1 protein-coding gene and 1 pseudogene are annotated in these 1,520 nt (G+C 60.7%); one reads left to right on the plus strand and one right to left on the minus strand.

What is annotated here, in order from left to right:
- Positions 1-360 precede the first annotated feature (360 nt).
- Positions 361-681: a Qat anti-phage system associated protein QatB gene (locus IE122_RS18165; protein WP_505832664.1), complete on the minus strand. Its 321-nt coding sequence runs from the start codon at positions 679-681 to the stop codon at positions 361-363.
- A gap of 68 nt (positions 682-749) precedes the next feature.
- On the opposite strand from IE122_RS18165, the pseudogene IE122_RS18170 reads away from it, so the two are divergent.
- A pseudogene (locus IE122_RS18170) lies at positions 750-1,455 on the plus strand (IS5 family transposase); the annotation flags it as partial.
- Positions 1,456-1,520: the final 65 nt, after the last annotated feature.

The raw sequence follows: 1,520 nt of genomic DNA on the forward strand, positions 1-1,520 counted from the left end.
GCCGGAATAGCTCCCAAGGTGCGCTTCGGCGCGTTCACTTTTGCGGTCGGGAGCATAGGCGCGCGCGTTGCGTGTTCCAGAAATCTGGCGACGTCACTGCAACTGTCAGGTCGATCTCACGCGTCCATCCATCTGGGCTACGCTCGCGCGATACCGCTTCGTCAGATGCAACCACCGCCATCGCAAATGAGGTGAAGTCCCACGCGCTAACCGATGGTCGCAGGCCAAGTCGGCGTATACGTCCGGGCACGAGGTTGCCCACTCGGCCGCGCCCCGAAAGACGCGATCGCGAATATATATCGAACCGCAAATCGGTTCCGCGCAGGTCCGGGAGATCCTCGGGAAGGCACGCGATTCTAATCACAGGTCGCCGTCCTCCTCGAACACTTCGAATGCCTGCTGTATCGCGTTGCGCGAAATTCGGTCGATAGCCGCGCGTCCGACAATGCCAACGCTGGCGCGTTCCAACTTATATTCGGCGACAATTACTTCGCGTACATAGTCCTTCATCTCCTGGAGCCGTTCCAATCCTTCGCCCTTCGTCGGGGCTTTGGCGATGATCGATTTTCCGACATCCAATTCGATTCGCAGTGCGACGTCGTATCCAAGAGTCGAGGCAGTGACCTGATCAACCTGTTCCGGTGTCAGAGCCTGATCCGAAACTAAGTTGAGTGGTATCAGTGGGTTAGCTTGACGTCATGCCAAGTCGTTGATTCAAGTGGTTTTGCGAAGACTACCGGAGATCAACGATGTGGACTGACACCACTCGGGCACTCTATGCCCGTGCGGACTTGGCTTTGCCAAGTGATTTGACCGACGCCGAATGGGCGCTGCTTGTTTCTGCCGCCGCCGTCGCATGTGGGCCGCCCGCGCAAGTGGCCGCTCAGGCGGATTGTCGAGGCGATCCTGTATCTGTTGCGCGGCGGTCTGCCTTGGCGGATGCTGCCGCCGTGCTTTCCGCCGGTCTCGACAGTGCGGCGCTGGTTTTACCTGTGGCGGGACAACCGGCTCTGGTTGTCGCTCAATCATGCCCTGTTGCTGATCGGACGCGAGGCGAGAGGGCGCGATGCCTCGCCCAGTGCCGGGGTCATCGACAGCCAGAGCGTCAAAACCACCGAATCCGGTGGTCCTCGCGGCTATGATGCGGGCAAGAAGATCAAGGGCCGCAAGCGCCACATCCTGACCGACACCGAGGGCAATCTGGTCCACGCCGTGATCCACACCGCCGACATCCAGGACCGGGACGGTGCACCGCTGGTGCTCGCTCAGATCATCAAGCGCTTCCCGTGGCTGCGTCATGTGTTTGCCGATGGCGGCTATGCCGGCGACAAGCTCCGGCAAGCGCTGCGCCGGATCGGCAAATGGACCCTCGAGATCGTCAAACGGTCCGATACCGCCAAGGGCTTCGTGGTCCTCCCGCGCCGTTGGGTCGTCGAGCGGACGCTGGCATGGCTGAAGGGACTGTCAGGATTTCCGTGTGTGGCGAGGCATAATGGGCAACAAGGAGACCCAGCATGTCA

Source organism: Novosphingobium colocasiae, assembly GCF_014652555.1.
GTDB classification, from domain to species: Bacteria; Pseudomonadota; Alphaproteobacteria; order Sphingomonadales; family Sphingomonadaceae; genus Novosphingobium; species Novosphingobium colocasiae.